Origin of the sequence: Caloramator australicus RC3, assembly GCF_000297115.1 — a bacterium.
In the GTDB taxonomy this organism is placed as follows: domain Bacteria; phylum Bacillota; class Clostridia; order Clostridiales; family Caloramatoraceae; genus Caloramator; species Caloramator australicus.
The window spans coordinates 16,506-31,901 of the sequence record NZ_CAKP01000093.1; the positions used below are offsets into that span (position 1 = coordinate 16,506).

General features: G+C 29.9%; 17 protein-coding genes and 2 pseudogenes. 16 read left to right on the forward strand and 3 right to left on the reverse strand.

Translation table 11 applies throughout. From position 1 onward, the window contains the following. Positions 1-67: 67 nt before the first annotated feature. From flgM to CAAU_RS13955, 12 genes are all read left to right on the forward strand, one after another. Entirely contained in the window at positions 68-343 is a 276-nt protein-coding gene (gene flgM / locus CAAU_RS08560) for a flagellar biosynthesis anti-sigma factor FlgM (RefSeq protein WP_008909043.1), read from the forward strand. Next, a complete protein-coding gene (locus CAAU_RS08565) occupies positions 340-771 on the forward strand; it encodes a flagellar protein FlgN (RefSeq protein ID WP_008909044.1) in 432 nt (143 codons plus the stop codon). Before flgM ends, CAAU_RS08565 begins: the two co-directional genes overlap by 4 nt. Positions 772-782: 11 nt before the next feature. Next, positions 783-2,606 carry a flagellar hook-associated protein FlgK gene (gene flgK / locus CAAU_RS08570; RefSeq protein WP_008909045.1) on the forward strand — a complete coding sequence of 608 codons (1,824 nt, stop codon included), beginning with the start codon at positions 783-785 and terminating at the stop codon, positions 2,604-2,606. An 8-nt stretch (positions 2,607-2,614) separates the two neighbouring features. Next, positions 2,615-3,508, forward strand: a complete 894-nt coding sequence (gene flgL, locus CAAU_RS08575) for a flagellar hook-associated protein FlgL (protein ID WP_008909046.1) — start codon at positions 2,615-2,617, stop codon at positions 3,506-3,508. 10 nt (positions 3,509-3,518) lie between these two features. Then, positions 3,519-3,938: a flagellar assembly protein FliW gene (gene fliW, locus CAAU_RS08580; protein ID WP_008909047.1), complete on the forward strand. Its 420-nt coding sequence runs from the start codon at positions 3,519-3,521 to the stop codon at positions 3,936-3,938. Beyond that, the gene (gene csrA / locus CAAU_RS08585; RefSeq protein WP_008909048.1) at positions 3,926-4,135 is read left to right on the forward strand and encodes a carbon storage regulator CsrA; all 210 of its coding nucleotides are present in this window, start codon (positions 3,926-3,928) and stop codon (positions 4,133-4,135) included. Before fliW ends, csrA begins: the two co-directional genes overlap by 13 nt. Positions 4,136-4,146: 11 nt before the next feature. Beyond that, positions 4,147-5,721 carry a flagellar filament capping protein FliD gene (gene fliD, locus CAAU_RS08590; RefSeq protein WP_008909049.1) on the forward strand — a complete coding sequence of 525 codons (1,575 nt, stop codon included), beginning with the start codon at positions 4,147-4,149 and terminating at the stop codon, positions 5,719-5,721. Then, positions 5,721-6,053, forward strand: a complete 333-nt coding sequence (locus tag CAAU_RS08595; protein WP_008909050.1) for a flagellar protein FliT — start codon at positions 5,721-5,723, stop codon at positions 6,051-6,053. The genes fliD and CAAU_RS08595 overlap by 1 nt, the downstream gene beginning before the upstream one ends. Before the next feature lie 125 nt (positions 6,054-6,178). Beyond that, entirely contained in the window at positions 6,179-6,991 is an 813-nt protein-coding gene (locus CAAU_RS08600; RefSeq protein ID WP_008909051.1) for a flagellin N-terminal helical domain-containing protein, read from the forward strand. 62 nt (positions 6,992-7,053) lie between these two features. Continuing rightward, positions 7,054-7,335, forward strand: a complete 282-nt coding sequence (locus CAAU_RS08605) for a hypothetical protein (protein ID WP_008909052.1) — start codon at positions 7,054-7,056, stop codon at positions 7,333-7,335. A 9-nt stretch (positions 7,336-7,344) separates the two neighbouring features. Next, positions 7,345-9,231, forward strand: a complete 1,887-nt coding sequence (locus CAAU_RS08610; protein ID WP_008909053.1) for a glycosyltransferase family 2 protein — start codon at positions 7,345-7,347, stop codon at positions 9,229-9,231. A 39-nt stretch (positions 9,232-9,270) separates the two neighbouring features. Beyond that, a complete protein-coding gene (locus CAAU_RS13955; protein ID WP_008909054.1) occupies positions 9,271-11,838 on the forward strand; it encodes a glycosyltransferase in 2,568 nt (855 codons plus the stop codon). Between the two features lie 446 nt (positions 11,839-12,284). On the opposite strand, the gene CAAU_RS08620 is transcribed toward CAAU_RS13955, so the two are convergent. Both CAAU_RS08620 and CAAU_RS15620 read right to left on the reverse strand, forming a co-directional pair. After that, complete coding sequence (locus tag CAAU_RS08620; RefSeq protein ID WP_423219152.1) at positions 12,285-13,274, reverse strand: ISL3 family transposase; 990 nt, start codon at positions 13,272-13,274, stop codon at positions 12,285-12,287. Next, positions 13,269-13,340: pseudogene (locus CAAU_RS15620) on the reverse strand (hypothetical protein); the annotation flags it as partial. The pseudogene CAAU_RS15620 and the gene CAAU_RS08620, both read right to left, overlap by 6 nt. Positions 13,341-13,628: 288 nt before the next feature. Here CAAU_RS15620 and CAAU_RS08625 point away from each other — a divergent pair. The 4 genes from CAAU_RS08625 (at position 13,629) to CAAU_RS08635 (ending at position 14,959) form a co-directional block, all read left to right on the forward strand. Next, complete coding sequence (locus tag CAAU_RS08625) at positions 13,629-13,955, forward strand: hypothetical protein (RefSeq protein WP_008909056.1); 327 nt, start codon at positions 13,629-13,631, stop codon at positions 13,953-13,955. 33 nt (positions 13,956-13,988) lie between these two features. After that, complete coding sequence (locus CAAU_RS14325; RefSeq protein ID WP_008909057.1) at positions 13,989-14,165, forward strand: YjfB family protein; 177 nt, start codon at positions 13,989-13,991, stop codon at positions 14,163-14,165. A 4-nt stretch (positions 14,166-14,169) separates the two neighbouring features. Beyond that, a complete protein-coding gene (locus CAAU_RS08630; RefSeq protein ID WP_040306360.1) occupies positions 14,170-14,391 on the forward strand; it encodes a hypothetical protein in 222 nt (73 codons plus the stop codon). 385 nt (positions 14,392-14,776) lie between these two features. Further along, positions 14,777-14,959, forward strand: coding sequence for a hypothetical protein (locus CAAU_RS08635; RefSeq protein ID WP_008909059.1), 183 nt, complete (start codon positions 14,777-14,779; stop codon positions 14,957-14,959). A 191-nt stretch (positions 14,960-15,150) separates the two neighbouring features. Here CAAU_RS08635 and CAAU_RS14920 read toward each other — a convergent pair. Further along, positions 15,151-15,396: pseudogene (locus CAAU_RS14920) on the reverse strand (hypothetical protein); the annotation flags it as partial.

The following is a 15,396-nucleotide window of genomic DNA, read 5'->3' on the forward strand; positions in this document are numbered from 1 at the left end:
TTTATGTGTAAAGTTTAATACTTAAATTACGATATATAATATAGAAAAAAATAAGGGAGTGATAAGAGTGAGGATAAGGTTAGATGTCAATAATGTCATAAATATATACAATAAAAACGCAAAGTCTGTAGCAAAGGAAAACCCATCAAGAAAATCAGATACAATTGAAATTTCAAAGGAAGGAAAGGAAATTGCAAAATTTTTAGAGATAGCAAAGAATATCGAAATTGAAACTAAGGATGTTGAAAGGATAAAAAATCTTATTAAAGAAGGAAAATATCAAATAAACGATGAGGATCTTGCAAGGAGCATCATAAATTTTATGAAGGAAAGTGATAAATGATGGATATAAAAGAGTTATTTTTAGAATTTATTAAACTTTTTTTTCAGCTTACTGAACTTTTAGATAAGGAAAGGGAAGCCCTTATAAAGGACCAAGGGGAGATTATTGCATCATTATTGGAGACTAAAAAGGATATAGCCATAAATATAAATAAGCTTGAGGGTGAAAGGCAAAGGCTTTTAAAGGATAAAAAAATACAAGACCTTGTAAAAGAAGGTCTTTTATCTGAAGATTTAGCAAGAGAATTTGAAAGGCTTGCCATTGAGGTTAAGGAGAAAAACGAAACAAACCTTGCCTTAACAAAGCAATCATTATCCTATATTAGAATGATGAACAATATCCTGTCACCCAACAAGAGTGTAACCTATAATCCAACAGGAGAGATAAATGCAAAATCTTCAAGCAATATATTTAATGCTACCGTTTAGGAGGAAAGGCCATGAGCGGACTTTTTAATACATTTAACATAGTAAAAAGGGGAATGTTTGCACAGCAGACAGCTTTAAATGTTGTATCCCACAACGTTGCCAATGCCAATACCGAAGGATATTCTATCCAAAGAGCAGACCTAAAAACAACTAAACCCTTTGGGATGCCTTCATTAACTACAGCTGCAGAACCAGGGCAAGTAGGAACAGGAGTTGAAGTTGCAAGCATCACAAGAACAAGGGATGAGTTTTTAGATTATTATGTTCGAAAGGAAACAAGCACCCTAAAAAGGTTTGAGTCAAGGGAATATTTTTTATCAGAAATAGAAGCCATTTTTACAGAACCCTCCGATACAGGCCTTGCAACTCTTTTAACCCGATTTTGGGATGCATGGCAGGGACTTTCTACAAACCCTGAAAGCTCAACAGCAAGAACCCTTGTTGTAAGCAACGCAGAGGCTTTAGCAAACGGCATAAACCAAAACTACGCCCAGCTTGTTGATAGGGAAGTTGGCATTTCTGACCTTATTCAGCAGCAGATTTTTGAAGTTTCGAACATATTAACTCAGATAGCTGATCTTAACGAACAGATTAAGGCGGTTGTAGTTGGAGGAAAAATTCCTAACGACCTTTTAGATAGAAGAGATCTTTTACTGGATAAATTGTCCGAAAGGTTTGATTTTGATATAAAAAAGACCGATTACATGGGAATTAAAATTATTCCTAAGACAGGAAACGGCCTTATTGATGAAAACAATCCAATCCTTACCGATTCAAAAATAAATAAAGGTCTTGCCTTTGTTAACGATGTAATAATGAATATAGATGGTAAAGAGATAAAGAAAAAGGATTTTCCATTAATTATTGAAAAAGACAAATTATCAAGTATAACTTTAAGTATTAACATCAACGGGGATATAAACAAGCCTTACGATGTAGAAATTAGCGGGATAGATGAAATTAAAAAATATTTAAATATAGAAGAAATAAAAGACTCTAATGGGAATGTAGTATCCTACAAGATTAATTCTATAATGCCCCATGTTGTCCTTTACGATATGCAGGAGTTTAACCAGGGCAATTTAAAGATAGAGAGCATAAATTTTTATAACGGAAGCTTTAAGGGGTTAGATTCCCTTTATAATGAAATAAACGACTATAAAACACAGCTAAACAATCTAGCAAGAGCCCTTGCAATATCAGTAAACACCATCCATTCAAACTCTTCAGACAAAAGCAAAGGAATCAATTTCTTTAATATAGAAGCAGAGACTGATATAAAGGCAGCAGAAAAATTATCGATAAACGCTAAAATTAAGGAGGATGTATTCCTTATTAATGCAGGTAAAATAATCGACAAGAATGATCCTAATTATGCTCCGGGAAACGGAGAAAGGGCACTTATAATAGGACAGTTAAGAAATATTAGAATGGAAATACTAAAGATAACATCAAGGGAAGAATTTTTGAAAAACGTTTATACAGACTCAAATGGAAATCCTATAACTTCTGTAGAACCAAGCGGTTTAAACCTTGCGGATAGAAATCAGACGAAAATATTTAGCAATAACTCAGGAACTACCATCGACAATTATTTTAAGGCGACCATATCCCAGCTTGGAGTATCAAACCAGGAGGCAAAAAGGATGGTAAAAAATCAACAGGCCCTTGTTGACCAGCTGGTTGTTCGTAGGGAATCCATATCTGGAGTATCCCTTGATGAGGAGATGACCAATATGCTTCAATTCCAAAGGGCCTACGAGGCAAACGCTAAAATGATAAGCGTAATAGACCAGCTTCTTGACGTTGTTGTGAATGGACTTGTAAGAAGGTAGGTGATTAGATGAGGATTACAAATAAAGTTTTAACTAAAAATTTTCTTTCAAATCTTAGGGTAAACCTTGAGGAGATGCAAAAATATCAAGACCAATTATCCTCCGGACATGAGGTAAGAAAACCCTCAGATGACCCCTTTAAGGTTGCAAGAACTATGGAATTAAAGGCATCGATTGCTTCAAACGAAAGATATCATACCAATATACAAGAGGGTATGGACTGGCTTAATACATTGGATGAGGCCCTTGGACAAATAGGGGAGGCTCTTCAGACTATCCGTGAAAAGACCATCCAGGGCGGTAACGGCGCCTACACTAAGGAGGAGCGCCTTGCAATTGCAAAGCATATTAGCCAGCTTAAGGAGCACATTATGCAGGTTGGCAATACTGCCTATGACGGAAGATATTTGTTCGGCGGAGATAAGACAACAAATCCACCCTTTAAGATGGAAAACGGAAAGGTTATATATCAAGGTTCTAAAAATGGCCTATTTAAGGAGATGGCAAACGGAGTTATAATCGATATTTCCGTAAAGGGAAGCGATTTTGCAAATGATCCTTCTTCAACTGATGAGGGTGGAATATTTGCAACCCTTTCAAAAATAATCAATAAGCTGGAAAACGATCAAAACCCAAGCGACCTTTTAGGAGAGCTTGATGAGCATTTTAACAATCTATTAAGATTGAGGGCAGATGCGGGGGCAAGACAAAAAAGGCTTGAGGATATACTCTCTAAAAATGAAACAGAGACCTTTAATATGACTGAGCTTTTATCAAAAACCTATGACGTTGATATTGCCAAAAAGGTTATGGAGTATAAGGTTATGGAATCCGTTTATACTGCTTCACTGCAAACGGGAGCAAAAATACTTCAGCCAAGTTTATTAGACTTTTTAAGGTAGGTTGATTTAGATGATAATAGAAACTAAATTCTTTGGACAAATTGAAATAGACGAAAAAGAGATAATCCATTTTGAAAAGGGGATCCCTGGCCTTGAGGAATATAAAAGATTTATCATTTCAAAGGTTGAGGAGGCAAACATTTATTGCCTTCAAAGTATAGAAGAAAAAAACATAGCACTGCTTTTAATAATGCCTTGGGATCATGTTAAAGACTATGAATTAGAACTTTCAGAGGATGAGATCAAGGAACTTGATATAAAAACCCATGAGGATGTTTTGGTTTACAACGTAATTACCGTCCGAGAAGACAAAATAACTGCCAATCTCCTTGCCCCGATAATAATCAATGTAAAAAACAATAAAGGAAAGCAAATAATATTAAATGATAAAAAATATAGCATAAGGCAGGAGATAAAATGCTTATCCTAACACGAAAAGAAGGAGAATCCATCCTTATCGGTGAGGGCGTGGAGATTAAGATTTTAGAAATTTCTCAAGGGACAGTTAAAATAGGAATCGAGGCACCGAAGAATGTAAAGGTAATAAGAAAGGAGCTTTTAAAGGAAATTGGGGAGGAAAATATAGAATCCCTAAAGAATATTGAAAAAATATTAAAGGGGCTTTAGGAGGTGATATAATGCCAAGCACCTTAAGAATTACAGGCCTTGCAACAGGCCTTGATGTGGACAACATGGTCAAGCAGCTAATGCAGGCGGAAAAAACAAAGGTTGACAAAGTAAAGCAGCAAAGGCAACTAATTCAGTGGAGACAGGATCTTTATAGAGAGATAATAGGCGATTTAAACACCTTTAAAAGCACCTTCTTTGACGTCCTAAACAAGGACAAGTATATATTATCAGCCAATAGCCTTGCACCATATTCTATTTCAATTGATTCAAATGCTCCAATAAAGGTTACTGCAACAGCTGATGCCCAAGCAGGACAATATGAAGTTGCAGTATCCCAGCTTGCTAAGGGTGCAGCAGTTGTTGGAGGAGAGCTTAATGCTGAAAATTTGAATCTTGATACTAAATTATCAAGTTTAGGATTATCAGGAACAACAAACATTAATTTAACCTATAATGGGACAGACAAATCCATTGAAGTTTCTGATTCTATGTCCATTAGAGATCTAATAAACAAAGTAAATTCTGAAACAAGCGGAGCTGTTAAGGTTAGGTTTAGCGAACTTACGAAAAATATAACCTTTGAAACTTCAAAAACCGGTGTAAATGCCTCTTTAAAAGTTACAGGTGCATCTTTTTTAGGTATAGATGATATGATAGATCCAGTGACTGGACAAAATGCAATATTTAAGATAAAAACTCCTAATAATTCTTCCTTTGTAGAAGTTCAAAGGGAAACCAATACATTTACTATAGATGGTATAACCTATACTTTAAACGGCTTGGCTTCTGAAGAAAATCCCGTCAAGTTTACTGTAAATGTTGACTCTAAACCTGTTATAGATAAAATTAAAGAGTTTGTAAATAAATATAACGAAATAATAGACAAAATAAATAAAAAGCTTTCAGAAAAAAGGGCCTATTCCTATCAACCTTTAACTGATGATCAAAAGAAGGAAATGAAGGAAGACGAGATCAAAATGTGGGAGGAAAAAGCTAAAGAAGGTCTATTAAAGGGAGATAGCATCCTTCAAAATATGGTATTTAATTTAAGACAAGCCTTTTTCCAATCGGTAAAGGATGTAGGAATATCCCTTCAGGAAGTAGGTCTCTCAACCTCCAGCGACTATACCCAAAAGGGAAAAATAATAATCGACGAAGCAAAACTAAAAACAGCCCTTGAAACAAGAGGCCAAGACGTTATAAACCTATTTGTAAAAACATCAACCATAGCATACGATCCAAATAAAACCTACAGTGGAAGAGAAGACAGAAATGCCGAAATAGGTATTTTTCAAAGGATTAAAGATATACTTGAAGATAATATAAGAACAACAAGAAACAGCTCAGGTAAAAAGGGAATTCTTCTTGAAAAGGCAGGAATAAAGGGAGACTTTACTGAATTTAATAACCTTTTATCTAAAGAATTACAAGAAAAAGATAGACTTATTGATGAGCTTAATAAAAAACTTGCTGAAAAAGAAGATAAATACTATAGAGACTTTGCAAAACTTGAAAAGGCGATGCAAAAATTCAACGACCAGGCAAACTGGCTATATTCCCAAATAGGAGCGATGAATAAATAATGGATGCATTTGACATTTTAGCTCAGTATAAAAATATTTCTTTAGAAATTTTAAAAGCCCTTTCAGATGATGAATTTGATAATCTTGATACTTTACTTGACAAAAGGCAGGCGCTTATAGATATTCTAAATAACAAAAATAAGAACCAAATAAAAAAAATAATTGAGGATTTAAACCTACTGGAGTTAGAAACTAAAATACAAAATCTTTTAAACGAAAAATTGCAATCTTTACGAAACCAACTAAAAAACTTCAACGAAAAAAAATCAGCCGCAAAGGCTTATACCAACAAAGAAAACCTTGACTCGATATTTTTAAACAAAAAATTTTAAAAAACCCTAAAGTTTATCTAAAACCTTCCGAAACTAATAATAGAAAACAAAAAGCGGCCGCTTAAAGTTAAAGCTAAAATGAGGGAAAGGACTCCCTCTAAAATATAAATCAAGGAGGAGATATCATGATAATCAATCACAATCTTAACGCGATGAACGCACACAGAAATCTTGCTATGAATAACACTGCTTTAGGAAAGTCAGTTGAAAAGTTATCATCAGGTCTAAGAATCAACAGGGCAGGAGATGACGCAGCAGGACTTGCAATTTCAGAAAAGATGAGAGGACAAATCAGAGGTCTTGAACAAGCTGCAAGAAATTCACAAGATGCTATTTCACTTATCCAAACAGCAGAAGGTGCATTAAATGAAACTCATGCAATTTTACAAAGAATGAGAGAACTTGCAGTTCAAGCAGCTAACGACACAAACGTTGAAGAAGATAGAACAGCTATATCAAATGAAATTAGCCAATTAAAGAGTGAAATTGATAGAATAGCAGGACAAACTGAGTTCAATACCCAAAAGCTTCTTGATGGATCATTTACTACAAAGGCTTTCCAAATAGGTGCTAATAAAGATCAAACAATATCATTTGGTATTTCTAATATGAATTCAACTTCATTAGGACTAAGTAGTATAGCTGTTGATTCTGCAACAAATGCTACTTCAGCTATTTCAACAATTGATGCTGCTATTAACAAGGTTTCAGCTGAAAGATCAAAACTTGGTGCTCTTCAAAACAGATTAGAGCATACAATTAACAATCTTGGAACTGCTGCTGAAAACTTAACTGCATCAGAATCAAGAATTCGTGACGTTGATATGGCAAAGGAAATGATGTTATTCTCAAAGAATAATATACTTGCTCAGGCGGCACAAGCAATGCTTGCTCAAGCAAATCAGCTTCCACAAAATGTATTGCAATTATTAAGATAATAAATAAAGGCTCTGGAGCATCAGAGCCTTTATTTAATAATTAAGTGAGAGGAGTATACATTATGTTAATAAATGTGTTAAAAGAAAAAATTGATGGGCTTGCCAAGGCTTTAGATATTGGCAATACTGAAGAAATTAATTTATTTATTATAAAAATTATTGATGATTTAATTCTTTTTTCAAATAATATAAATGAAAGTATTTTTGATGTAAACTTTTTTAATGAAAAATTAAATGAAATGCTTTCTGCAATGAAGGAAGGAGATTATTATCTATTTTTAGATGTTTTAAAATACGAACTTATGCCTATTATCGAAGAATATTTGAAACTTAGTGATAACTGAGGTGAGCTTATGCCTAAAATAAGTATATGCATGATGGTAAAGGATGAAGAAAAAAATATTAGAAGATGCTTAGACAGCATAAAAATATTACTAACTAACGATTTTGCTGAGCTTATTGTTGTAGATACTGGTTCAATTGATAAAACTCCGGATATAGTTAAAGAATATACGAATAATTTGTATTTTCATCCGTGGAACAATAATTTTGCAGAAATGAGAAATATTACAATATCCTACGCAAAGGGAGAATGGATATTCATATTAGATGCCGATGAAGAATTAGAGAATGCAAACGAACTTGTAGAGTTATTTAAGTCGATTGATACTAAAAAAATTAATACTATTGGAGTTTTAGTTAAAAATCCATCAAATCTAACTAGTAAAGAAGGATACATGATAAGCATGTCTCCGCGGTTGTTTAAAAATGATGGTGACTTTAAATATATAGGTGCTGTCCATAATCAACCATTGTTTAAAGAACCTATTTATTATTCAAATATCTCAATTTGGCATTATGGCTATATAACTAATGATAAAGCTTTGATGGAGAAAAAATACAAAAGGACTGCTTCTATATTACAAGAAGAACTTAAAAAAAATCCAAATAATTTGTATTATAGGTATCAACTTGGCGTTAGTTATTCTATGTATGGTGAAATTAATAAGGCATTAGAAGAATTTAGGAAAGCCTATGAATTATTGAAAAATAAAAAGTCTCAAGATAAATTTGTATATTCTTATATTTACTCTGCTTATGCTAGGGAAGCTTATAGAAATGAAAAATATAGAGAAGTTATAGAAGTAACTGAAGAAGGAATAAAAATTCGAAATGATTTTATCGATCTTTATTACCTAAAAGGATTTGCATATTATAAATTAGGGTTAATTAATGAGGCAATCAATACTTTTGACAAATACTTAAAATTAAATGATGATATTAATAATCTTAACATTATCAAAGACATGTCGATTTCTTTATATAATATTGATAATAATTCAAAGGATAATGTTTATTTAGTTTACGTTCAGTATTATTTAGAAAACAAAAACTATGATGATGCTTATAAATTTGCTAAAAAAATAAGTGACAACAAAAGAAAAATATATGAAATAATTAATATTTTAATAAAAGATGAAAAAATAGACGAATTAAAAAATGTTTATTTAAATATAAACATAGATGAAGAAAAGAAATATTTTGAATTTGTTTTAGAAGAGCAGATTGATAAAATAGAAAAAGAAAAAGCTTTTTTGATTCGCAGATCTTTTTCTGAAATTGATAATAATTATGGTAAGTTATGTATTTCACTTACAACTGATGATCTAAATTATATTTATAATTTTATTAAATCTTTAGATTTAAATAAAGAGCCAATATATTATTTTAAATTGTATGAAAAATATAAAGAAAATGTAGAAATGGTAATTTCACAAATAAAATGCTTAAATACTCATAAACAAAGAGTTGTAATTAATTTTTTAATTAGCAAGTGTGGTTTTGAAGAATATTTTAAGAAATATTTAAACAATGTAAATTATAATAAACATGATTTACAAAAAATTGTTTTATTAAAAATAATCTTAGAAATTATATTAAAAAATTATGCTAATAATACAGATAACATTACTAATGAATATTATAATTTGTTTCTTAAATATATAGATTTAGGAATAATATATTTAAAAAATATTTATCAAATTGATAAAATTAGATTAAATTACAAATATATTGAAGATGGTGAGATTAGGTTTTTTATGATTTTTTACTTAATAAAAGGTCATTTAATAAAAAATGAATATAATATAGCATTAAAATATATTAGGGAAATAATAGAGGTTCATTCTATTTATGCAAAATTTATTAAAAAGTTTATGGAAGAGATTGATATATTTTAGTGCTTAGAATATTTTTGTTGTATTTTAGGTGGTGATATTGTGATTGAAGAGAGGAAGAAAAGAATAAAATCAATGATAGAAGAACAGATTAATAGAGGTTTATTAGATGAAGCAAAATTTTATATAACAGAATACATGAAGATTGTTAATGATGATTCGGAAATTTATTCAATGTTAGGGGTTATATTTATTTTACAAAATGATCTTGAAAAAGCAGAAGAGAGTTTGATAAGAGGGTTATACTTGGATAAAGATAATTTTGATATACATTATAATCTTGGATATGTCTATGAAAAAATGGAATATTTTATGGATGCTTATATTCATTATTATAAGGCATTAAAATTATGTGATAATACAAATTTAAAAGAAGAAATTAATAATTTTTTAATTAATTTAAGAAATAATATTAATAATGTAAGTAATTTAGAAAATTATGTAAATTCATATGAAAATATAAAAAAGATTGTTATTGTTCAAGATATACCTTGTATAAGAACTCATAAAATTGCAAAAATGATTGCAAGTAAAGGCATTCAAGTTGATCTTATGTATTATTCCTTACATCCTTTACAAGTTTATGGTGAAATAGAGCTGCCATATAAAAATATATATAAAATTAGTGATGCAAAAGCTTTTATTGAATTTATAAATAAAAGTGATTATGATATAGTATATAGTGCAAATGAACCTGATTATTTCACGGTTCTTTTATTAGCAGCTGATAAGCCAGTAATACATGATACCCATGATATGATGAGCATAAGATCTAAGCTAAGTAATGAACAAATTGTTTTAGAATATATAGCAAATAAAAATGCACATGGAAATATTTATGTTCATGAATTACAAAAAGAAATAGCTCAAAATAAATTTGGAATAACTAATAAACATATATTTGTTTTGAATAACCTTATTGAGAGAAATCTTATTCCCAAAAATTACAAACCTAAATTAAGTTCATTAGATGGTAAAATTCATTGTGTATATGAAGGGGGACTTTCTAGTAATAAAGCAAGTCATCGATACTTGGAAGATTTTTTTAAAAGATTAGCAAGTGAAAATATTCATGTCCATATTTATGGGCATGTTGATAATAATTATATTTTAAATTTAGTTAAATTTTCACCTTTTATACATTATGAAGGGATACTGCCTCCTAAGGAACTGATATTTGAAATGACACAATACGATGTTGGACTTGCTTATTTTAATGTCAATGAGAACAATTATTATCACATTAATACAGTTTCTCCTAATAAAGTTTACGATTATTTAGCTGCTGGATTACCTATTGCTTTTTCAGATTTAGTTTCACTAAAGTTGTTTAATGAGGAATATAAGGTAGGAAAAGTTATAGATATAAAAAAACCTTTATACAAACAAATTTTAGAGATTACTAATATAAAGATTGAAAGAGACTTTATAGTTAAAAATAATCTTTTTATAAATTCGCATGTCCATGAATTGATAAAGTTTTTTAATGATGTTAAAAATGATTTTAAGAAGACTTTATCAAATAAGAGTGATAATAAGTTATTAATAATCAGAAGTTTATATTCAATTTTTATAGAGGAATTTGTGAAAAGAATATATGAAAATTTTAATATTAAAGTTGATTTAATGACATTTGATGATAAATATAAAAATTGCGTTAACGCATATATAAATCAATTTTTTATTATAAATCAAGAAAATTTTGCTAATAAAATTAAACAATTAGATTTTTATGACTGTATTAATATACATTATGTTACACCAATTTATGCATATGTTATTGAAGAAATAAGAAAAAAATGTAACATGCTAGTAGTAACAGTTTGGGGTTCAGATTACTATAGATCAAATAATGATATTAGAGAACTTCAAAGGAAAATTTATGATAGTGCTGATGTTATAACATTTGCTTCAGAAGAAATAAAAAATGATTTTTTAAATTATTATGGCAAAGATTATGAAAGTAAAGCTGTTGTGTGTAGATTTGGTTTAACAACACTCGAAGAGATTGATAAATTAGAGAATATAGATAGAAATGAATTAAAAAAGATTTTAGAAATTCCTGATGATAAGTTGGTGATAAGTATAGGTTATAATGCTTCAAAAGAACACAATCATTTAAAAATAATTGAAGAGATTGATAAAGTAAAATATCAGTTTAATAGAGATGTGTTTTTGTTATTACCTATGACATATAACGGTGATGAAGAATATAAAAAAGAAGTTAAAAATAAACTTGCTAATTTAGGGCTAGAGTATAAAGTTTTAGAAGATTATTTGCCAATTTCTGATTTTGTAAAATATGAAAAAGTTACTGATATAATGCTACAATTACAAACAACAGATGCTCTTAGTGCTTCAATGCAGGAAAATCTATATTGCGGTAATGTTGTAATAACAGGGTCGTGGTTACCGTATAGAATTTTAGAGGATAATGGATGTTGGTTTATAAAGATTGAAAAAATTAATGATTTATCTAATATAATTTCTGAAGTTGTTAATAATTACGAGTTATATAAAACAAAAACATCAAACAATAAAAAAATTATTTATAATCTATCATCCTGGAGAACTAATATATATCAATGGGGAAATTTATTAATAAAATGATATTTCTTTTTTTCTATTTTAATTGTCTTTATATTAATATTGGAGGCAAATTATTTAGGTGCCAGCTTTTGCTAATTGAGGAAGTAGCGTAAAAGCTGCTTCCTTATTTTTGGGGCTCTATGTCAATAGTTGGGGTGGGCAAAATATTCAGATGCCCGCCCTTGCTAATTTTCAGGGCATTTTTGCGAGATTGAGATCATGTTAAGAAAAATTATTAAAATTGGGCATGACAAAAAGGCCAAGCTAAGGTTGGCGTTTTGAAGCAGTTTAACGAATTGTGTATTTTTGTGTATAGTTTAGGATTTCTTTAAGAAGAAAACCTTGGGAGACTTAGGTCGACTAAGGTTTTCTTCTTAAAATTTTTTGTTGTAAGTATATTAAATTAATTTCTCAATTTTTTATATCAGAAATAGATGATCGTTGAATGTTTAAGCTTTTAAACAAAATTACCTGCAACAGTGGATAATTCGATTTCTAAACCTTTCAAAGTTTCTAAATCCGAAGGCATTTCTTTTAATTACCTTAATCTTGTTGTTAAAGCCTTCAGTCCCTCCATTTGTATAAGGAACATCAAAGGAATTGACTATTTCTTTAAACCATCTGCTTAAAGTATTAGCACAAGAAATATATTCTTTAATTCCGCTTCTTCTAGCTAAATCAATCCATTCTTTTAAAAGCTTCCTTGCTTCAGAAGAAGACTTGGCATTAGAGATCTTGTAAAAACGTTCCTTTAAAAAGTGAGCTTGCCTTAATTCGTCGTTGTATAGAAGCATAATATTAAGTTCTCCTTTAGATTCTTCATCTAAGGATTCATATTTAGCAAGTATTAGTTTTCTGCTTCTTTTGTAGTAACGTCTAAGTTTAGGATCCATATTCTTTTGGATACGCTGTCTAACACCTTCAATAGCCCAAGTATTGTAGCGCATAAAGTGAAATTTATCTATGATGATAGTAGCATTTTTAAAGAAGGTTTTAACAATTTCAACATAAGGCTTCCACATATCGATGATTACATATTTAACTTTGTCTCTGTTTTTAATTTTTTTAAAGTAGCTACAAAGAACATGAAGCTTTCTATCTTTGATAATATCAATAACTTTATGATTAACAGGATCGACAATAATACAATGGTAATCAGAGTTACCGGAATTACCTATGAATTCATCGATAGAAATAACTTCAGGTAAATAATCAGGAGTTGAATAGCTAACCATATCAAAAATGCGTTTAACAGTATGAAAAGAAATATTAGCTTTAGAAGCAATAGAGGACATACTACCTAAAGAAGAAAGTTCGTTGATTATGTAGGCAAAGAGTCTGTTGGTAATTCTAAGATACTTAGGGAGAAAATCTAAATTTTCAAAGAAACGCTTACCACAGTTTTTACAAACATATCTACGTTTTTTAAGAACAATGTAAGTTTTCTTGTTTTGGATGAGAATATCTTTAATTTTTTGAGTTCTGTAGTCATGGACTTTAGAAGTAGTAGAGCCATAAGGCAAAGATGAGGTTTCTTTTTAGTTTCAACATAAATTTCAATGTAATCATCGTTATTGATAATATTTTTTACGAAAACATCTTTTAAATTAAGCAAATTATTGATAAAATTTATCTTGAGCACTTTATCAGATGCCTCCTTTCTAAAGTTTTTTGTGGTGTTTAATTATATTTTAGCAAAGCTGGCATCTGAATAAAGTGGTTTTGTATTTAAAGAAAAAATGTTGAGGTTATTTACCACCCCAACATTTATTATAGAACTAATAATCTAGCTAAAATGGAGGGAATGCTGAATGGATGATGTTAAAAAAGAGTTTTTATATTCAATTGGAATTCTTTGTGAAGAATCAATAATGAAATATAAATATTTTCCTCATAGAATCTTAGAGCTTATTAATGATAGTTCTATTAGCAATGATTTAAAACTTGATAAGATTAAATCTTTTATTAGAAAAGATGAGCCTGAAGGATTAATAAATTTATGGCATTTAGGTGGAACTGAAGCATTGAAATTGAGTATTGAATATTTAGTGTTAAATGAAAAGTTTAAAACAATTTTTACAGATGAAGAAATAAATGTTTGCAGAGAAAAACTAAAAAGATTTGCATTAGAAGTCTAATAGTTATTAAAGGATGATAAGAAGGTGAATCAAATGGACATAGCTGCACTATCAATCAACCTAAAACAAGCAAAAGTAGCCCAAGAAACAAGCCATGCAGTAATGAAACTTGCAATGGAAACAGGCAAACAAACAGCCAATGAAACAGTTAAGATGATTGAAAAGAGTGTTGATCCAAACTTAGGAAGGATAATAGATGTAAGTGCGTGAAATTATGGAGGATAAAGAAGAATTAATAAAACAACTTCAATGGGTAAAATATAGGATACAAATTCTTGATATGATAGAGGAACGATTATTAATAATGAGGCAATTAGCTGTTGAAGCTTTTGAGAATGACTTAAGTAAAGCTGAAAGAGAAGAAATAGGAAGGCAGATTCAAAAACTTCAGCAGGAAATAATGCTACTTGAAATGGAAAATACCAAGGAGCAGTAGAAGACCTAAAAGGGTCTTTTTTTCTTTAGGAAGTAAATTAAAATATAAACTCAACTTGCTGAAAAACTTATAAAAATCTCGCTTAAAAACAATTGTCAAAATGAATTAAAAATCAAAATTCCATCATTTCCAATACTTCATCAACAATTACACTAATCAAAACTCGTTGAATAATTCAAATTAAGCAACCAGCTAAAGAAATGATGGAAAAAAGTTGAAAATTAAAATTTTAAATAATTATTAAACCTGGGAAATAATAAGGGGAAGGTAAGATAAAAGCCTTCCTCTTTTAGCATTTATGTGGAAATTGCTAATACAATATAAATGGTAGCATAAAATACAAAATCCTGCTAAAATAATAATAAGAATATAGGAGGTAAATACTATGCTTAATAAGACTAAAATAAAAGAAGTAATTAAAGATGAATTGATTGATAAAGACTATGAAATAATACCACCCAAAATAGATTTTGTGTTTAAGCACATATTTGGCAATGAAAAAACACAAACAAGTATTGTTATTCGGCAAATTATTTCATCTCAAAAAATTCAAATTAATTTAACCTAAAAAGGATTTAAAATAGCTAAAAATGCAAGGATGAAATAATTTGCACCACAAAAAAAACAGAAAAAAAGTCAAAATGTTTAATCCTTAATGAACATAAAAAAAGAGGGGTAACCCCTCATGGTTAAGCTGAAATATTTACTTCAGTCTGAGCTTCGTAAATAAGCTCACTATCAATAACTCTTGTGTTTTTGTTAGCTCCAGCAATCAAGCTCATTCTTGCAATTGCGTTTAGTGGCCTTAAAAAGCCCATTAGAGCTTGAATATAAAAGTTCGAGGGCATCCTCGGTAAATATAGGTTCACTGCAACCAGCAATTTTAAGCATATATGGAATATACAGCTTTACTTCATCTAAGGTTAATCCTTTTAAAGAGTAATTAACAACAATTCTTTGTCTTAGTGCTTCATGCGGTTGCCTTTGAATTTGAGATATAAATTG